General features: G+C 36.0%; 6 protein-coding genes and 2 pseudogenes. 1 reads left to right on the top strand and 7 read right to left on the bottom strand.

All coding sequences use genetic code 11. From position 1 onward, the window contains the following. Positions 1 to 122: 122 nt before the first annotated feature. From I6F65_RS20855 to I6F65_RS20840, 4 genes are all read right to left on the bottom strand, one after another. Positions 123 to 452, bottom strand: a complete 330-nt coding sequence (locus I6F65_RS20855) for a hypothetical protein (protein ID WP_197114733.1) — start codon at positions 450 to 452, stop codon at positions 123 to 125. A 39-nt stretch (positions 453 to 491) separates the two neighbouring features. Beyond that, on the bottom strand, positions 492 to 851 hold the full coding sequence (locus tag I6F65_RS20850) for a hypothetical protein (protein WP_024612963.1): 360 nt from the start codon (positions 849 to 851) through the stop codon (positions 492 to 494). Between the two features lie 202 nt (positions 852 to 1,053). Beyond that, the gene (locus I6F65_RS20845; RefSeq protein WP_197114731.1) at positions 1,054 to 1,584 is read right to left on the bottom strand and encodes a hypothetical protein; all 531 of its coding nucleotides are present in this window, start codon (positions 1,582 to 1,584) and stop codon (positions 1,054 to 1,056) included. 282 nt (positions 1,585 to 1,866) lie between these two features. Continuing rightward, complete coding sequence (locus I6F65_RS20840; protein ID WP_197114729.1) at positions 1,867 to 2,346, bottom strand: hypothetical protein; 480 nt, start codon at positions 2,344 to 2,346, stop codon at positions 1,867 to 1,869. Positions 2,347 to 2,630: 284 nt separating this feature from the next. Between I6F65_RS20840 and I6F65_RS20835 the strand changes: the two are divergent. Continuing rightward, positions 2,631 to 3,049 (top strand): annotated as a pseudogene (locus tag I6F65_RS20835) (transposase); the annotation flags it as partial. Positions 3,050 to 3,657: 608 nt separating this feature from the next. Here the strand turns inward: I6F65_RS20835 and I6F65_RS20830 are convergent. The 3 genes and pseudogenes from I6F65_RS20830 to I6F65_RS20820 all read right to left on the bottom strand — a co-directional run. Continuing rightward, a complete protein-coding gene (locus I6F65_RS20830) occupies positions 3,658 to 4,197 on the bottom strand; it encodes a hypothetical protein (protein ID WP_024612968.1) in 540 nt (179 codons plus the stop codon). A 295-nt stretch (positions 4,198 to 4,492) separates the two neighbouring features. After that, positions 4,493 to 4,783, bottom strand: coding sequence for a peptidoglycan-binding protein (locus I6F65_RS20825; protein ID WP_024612969.1), 291 nt, complete (start codon positions 4,781 to 4,783; stop codon positions 4,493 to 4,495). 223 nt (positions 4,784 to 5,006) lie between these two features. Further along, a pseudogene (locus I6F65_RS20820) lies at positions 5,007 to 5,288 on the bottom strand (hypothetical protein); the annotation flags it as partial.

The raw sequence follows: 5,288 nt of genomic DNA, 5'->3' as shown, positions 1-5,288 counted from the left end.
TATTTTGTTTAACTCAGTATTATGTTTATTCATGCTCTGCTTTTGGGATAGATAGTGGTTTGGCGATTACTATCAGATCAAATTCAGAGCATGTTTTCAAGTTTTATTCCTTAAGATCCAACCTATGAAAACTGCTTAATTAACGTATAAGGTGCATCGGCGGTTAGTCGTGTTAGCACATAGCCATAAGAAGAGGAGTAACTACCACGTTCAACTGCATTTGCCATATGCAGAACTATGTCCTCAATACCATCTTGGTTATAATCGCCCTTCGCCATTATTGTTAATCTTTGAATACCGCCACTGTTATCGTAATAAATAGCTTGGTCATCATTTACAGGTTCTACTTTTTTAATGTGGCTCATTTCTTCCCAGCTACTTGCTTTTGCTAAGCGGCGCTCGTCATCATTCGAAATAATTAAAGACAACTCAGGCGGCATTTTTTTTGGCAATACTGCACTGTGTTTAAATGAACCTAAAAAGCTTTCTTTTTAAGACTTTAACGTCCCCATATCAGCCCACGTGGTACATATTTTATTGGTAGCTATTAACGCGACCTGATCTTTATAATTTGCTGATTTATAGCCCTCTTGCAATGCCTTAGATAAAACCTTACAACTATCAACTTTAATAGCTGGCTTACTATCTAAAACAACTTCATAGGAATAAAACCAGTTTTTACTAAATAAAGCATTAACCTGCTTCGGCGTTTCTAAAACTTCCGGTTCCATAAAATATCCGTTAGTTTTATTCTCTAAACTGTATGTTGGAGCTATTTTATTTTCTTTTATATTTGCACATGCAGTGCTCGATACAACAGTTAAAGTGAGTAATACTGTATTTTTAATCATTTTTCGCTTAAAAGTAAATTGCGGACATAAGTATTACGCTCAGCCGATACATTTCTTTTAGTTAACCCAATAGTTGCTTTATAAAGTAACGTACCTTGCATGAAACTAAATCACACACCCAACTTAACTAAACATAACTAAACATAACTAGACAAAAAATTAAGATGAGGGTTAATGTTATGCTGTTATAGCTCAAACCTGTCTAAGGCTTAATAAATACGCCAGATAAACTAAAATCATAAAGTGTGACCGAGTTAGTCGGCTTTTCTTCAACTAACTCATTATTCTCAACGTTAATTAATCCATCAATTATATTGATACTGCTTACATTACTACTTAAAGTAAAATTAGGTAGTTCATACAGCTCCGAACCTATAAGTTGATACCCTTTCAATACTTGTAGTTTATTACCAGCGTAATACTTAATTAACGCATAGTCATTGTCATTTTTTTCTATCAAGGTTATGTCTGGTGTATGCCCCTTTAAACGTGCCGTAATAAAAGGAACACCTTCATTAAAAGCTAAAACATAGGTATCTTGAGTAGGCAAACAAATACCCGACTTATCTTTATGAAGCAGTTTAACTTTATCAAATTTGATTGACTGCATACGCTCAGTTTTATCATTAACTTTAATCGGTTCAATTACTTTTATGCTCAAACAATCAGAAGCTATAGATACATGGCTTGTGATTAATAAGAAAACACAAGTAAAAATTTTATTTATATTCATACGTCAACTCCATATGTTTGCCAATTATGTACCTACTCTTGGACTGTACCTGTTCCTAGAGGTGTATTGTAATATTTTTTCCAATATTTGACCTGGGCATTAACATCACTTGTTCTCGGTAAAGCTGCTGGGCTCTTAAATATACACGACGCTTTGTTGCGATTACCATGGTCTACACTAACTGGAATTTAGTTTTTAACTTCAGAAAGTACAAAAATTAGGATGGGTGTTACTGCAATTTCCCCCTATAATTAAAGAAAAGATAAATAAGACTTTATTGCTTTACTTTCGATTCCTTTGGCGAACCTTCGCCATTTCTTTTTCAACCGCTGCTCGGGCATCTTTTATATCCTTAAGAAAATCATATTGATATTTAATAAGACCTTGGTACTTTTCTCCTTTAATTAAATAAAACGAGAGCAACATAAAAGCTATATTGATAACTGTAGCAATGTGATAACCATTACCTTCTAAAATTATAAAAGACGGCAAGCAAATCACAGCTAAAAATAAAGCATAATATTTTAATATTTTTGCGCAAAAATAAGAGCCTTGGCTTACTTTGAAGTTTATAAGACAAAATGCTATACCAACAGAAAACAAAATGCCTAGCAGCCACTCAGGATTTGTATCAAAATACTGTGTTAACAATGTCATTCCTGAATAAACCGTACCCAAAAGTAAAAGAACTGTTACTAATAGAAATCTACGTAAAAACTTCCATGGAGGAAATAATAAAAATACCTCATCATTCTTAGACACTACTTACTTAACTCCTCATATATGCCAATTGCAAGTGAGTTCACAGTTCCTGATAGCGCACTACCACCTAAGCTAAAAAATGTTCAAATAGTATCTTTTTAGTTTCAGTCTCAATGCTTGAATGAAAGTTAAGATAGAAATCACTGTGATTTTTTTAAGTACAACATGTTAGTAGTAAATCATCACCCACTATTTAAAGTGGGTAATGATTTGGACGCTCCCCAAAACGGCGTCAATGCGCCAAACTGGTATTAACTCACACTCAGTTAAAGGGAACGTCCACCATGAAAATTAGCACATTATCAATTGATTTGGCAAAAATGTATTCCAAGTCGCTGGCTTTAATCCTAATCATAAAAGAGAGTGCAATAAACGCTTAAACAGACCTAAACTCAACACCTTCTCAGCTAATACCCCACCGTGCCGCGTCGTTATGGAAGCCTGTTATTCTTCCCACTACTGGGGGAGAGTATTTACCTCTTACGGTCATACCGTTGACCTTATTCCTGCACAACACGTTACCCCCTTTGTACGCGGTAATAAAAACGACAGTAACGATGCGCTTGCTATTTATGAAGCCAGCTTACACCCTAATATTAAATTCGTTCCTATTAAAACCGAAGCCCAGTAAGGAATACTCATGCTCCATAAAATACGCGAACGGCTGCTACAAAATCGCATTGCTGCAACCAATCAATTACGCGAGAAAAAACATTTTAATTGTGTCGTGGTCGCCACCGCACACAGACTGGCTCGATTGATGTGGACATTGCTGACCAAGCAAACCCTCTACTCACCTCTGTTTGTGCAAAATACACAGGAGAATACTTAATTATGCGTATTTTACACACCAATCACACCCGAGTTTACGACTTAAGACAGCCCGTCGAAGACATAGGTTTTAAAACCCGAGTGGGTGTTTGGGCACTTAAGTCGTAACATACGCTTATCCTGTATGTACTTCACTTATAATGAAACAAAAAGCGCACGCTAACCAAAGTTAACCAAATAAAGACTCGATATTTAATCTCGTTTGGGTGAGTATTTTTTAGGTCCTCTGGTACGAAGCTCATTAGGAGCATGCCGCATTATAACCATGACGACATAGCTCGAATATATGTCAGTACCTTTGTTTTTAAGCAAGCTTGTGACGCATCATTACTGTGAAATGGGATGCATTTTAATAGAATAAAAGCATCAACTTAGATGTTTATACATCGGCTCGTCTTGACTTCAAGGGAGCGTCCATATATGTCTTTGTTATTTGTTCTGTATAAATATAAAAGTAGGTCTCTTTGTTGGTTGTTTTTCTTATTCACCTGCTAATATACGATTCACCCAGCCAGATTCATCATCTCCAAGCCTATTAAATATATCCCTTGTTATTATATTCCCCTGATAAGAGTTGGCTTTTTCCAATAATAATAATTGGAATTTAATCTCTTCATCTTCAGCTTCTTTCTGATTATTGCGGTCGACACAATTGGCTGTTTCAATTACAGCTGTCAAAGATTCAATTACACACTTTTCTTGCATCGTTGGTGTTAAGATAAGTTCGAACACCGAAATAATTGAAAGTAATATATGGTATTCTGAATCTGGATTTTCTCTGTACTCTTGAATTAAATCAAGTAGCTTATCGTAAGCCTGTTGATATTCAGATTTTAACGTTCCAGTACACGCGAATAACCATGCTAACTCCAGTGCATGGTATAAATCATCTGATGGCTCTTCAATGTACTCCCAAGCGATATATGCTCTCATTGCACATTCAGTAGACAGAGCAACAGCTAATTTATGGGATAATTTAGGTGCTATCTGATGTAACGTATCCAAATATGTATTTCTCATTAGCTATTCTCCTTTAAATATTTATCTTGATCTTTCTTATTCATGAATTGATATTTTCTTAGTACTTTTTCTATATCACCACTTTTGATTAAAACCTCTCTGCATTTATCACAACAATCCTTTGTCGGACTCAAACCTGCAAACTCTTCATCTGGTTTTAAGCTGTTTACTGCACGTTGCTCTGCATGATGTCGTGTTTCACCAAGTTCATATTTTGGACCGCCTTTAGCTTTAATATATTTTTTGTATTCTTTATCTAAACTAGACAGCTATCTAAACTAGACAGCCACTCTGATTATACTGCTGCACTCGCGAGTTTTTCGTTGATTTTTCTATGGGTGCGTCCATTTGGATCTATTTTCCCGTCTGGGCGTACCATATTTACCACTTTGCTTTGAAATAACTTAATAGCCGCTACTGTTTTAGAGTTTTCAGGGCGTGAGCCTAAACGACCGTCTACGGTAAGTTTTCTGGTGGGTACTATGAGGGAAAGAAGTGAATTTAAAGCGGTTTGTACTGCTTTTACATCGTCTGGCTTATTTACGCCGCCAATACCTACTGATTGGATTAATTTCATTGCTGGCATCGAAGAGTCCCTTTCTTTAGTGTCAACCAAACTGGACAGCCACTTTAATTGAACAAACAAAACTGTGCCACTAAATTTGCTTTTCAGGTTCAGAATTAATCTTTTATTACTGGGTCGCTTTCATTTCATCTATTAAATAAGTCATTAGCCCTATTAAACCTGAATTATGCGCATGAGAATATCTGCATAATTGCAGTTTTAATTTTACTGAATGGTTTTTAATTTATGCGAGTAGCTTTTCGCAGTTGCTAATATTTGATCGCCGCTTTCTGTTTAAGTTTTCACAGTAACTTGCTTGTGAAGTTGGTCTACCTACTGCGCCATGAAATACGCGCGTAAATTGGGTTGTAAGCTTTAACCAGTTTTCGGGGGATATATTCACTCTTTCTAGCAAAGGCAAGTGTGTACTTTCAATATACCCTCGCTTGTCTTCTCGTATACAACGGCCTGTTAATTCAACAAGTTCAAGGTACGATTTAAGCTCAAACGGTAGCCCTTTGGGCAT

The sequence above is a fragment of the Pseudoalteromonas sp. SWXJZ94C genome (genome assembly GCF_015864385.1).
Lineage (GTDB): Bacteria > Pseudomonadota > Gammaproteobacteria > Enterobacterales > Alteromonadaceae > Pseudoalteromonas.
Note: the sequence above shows the minus strand (reverse complement) of the source record. Positions and strands in the feature narration are given on the sequence as shown.

Coding starts and splice junctions, on each gene's coding strand:
- I6F65_RS20850 (WP_024612963.1), bottom strand. CDS start 851: ATGATTAAAAATACAGTATTACTCACTTTAACTGTTGTATCGAGCACT.
- I6F65_RS20845 (WP_197114731.1), bottom strand. CDS start 1,584: ATGAATATAAATAAAATTTTTACTTGTGTTTTCTTATTAATCACAAGC.
- I6F65_RS20825 (WP_024612969.1), bottom strand. CDS start 4,783: ATGCCAGCAATGAAATTAATCCAATCAGTAGGTATTGGCGGCGTAAAT.
- I6F65_RS20830 (WP_024612968.1), bottom strand. CDS start 4,197: ATGAGAAATACATATTTGGATACGTTACATCAGATAGCACCTAAATTA.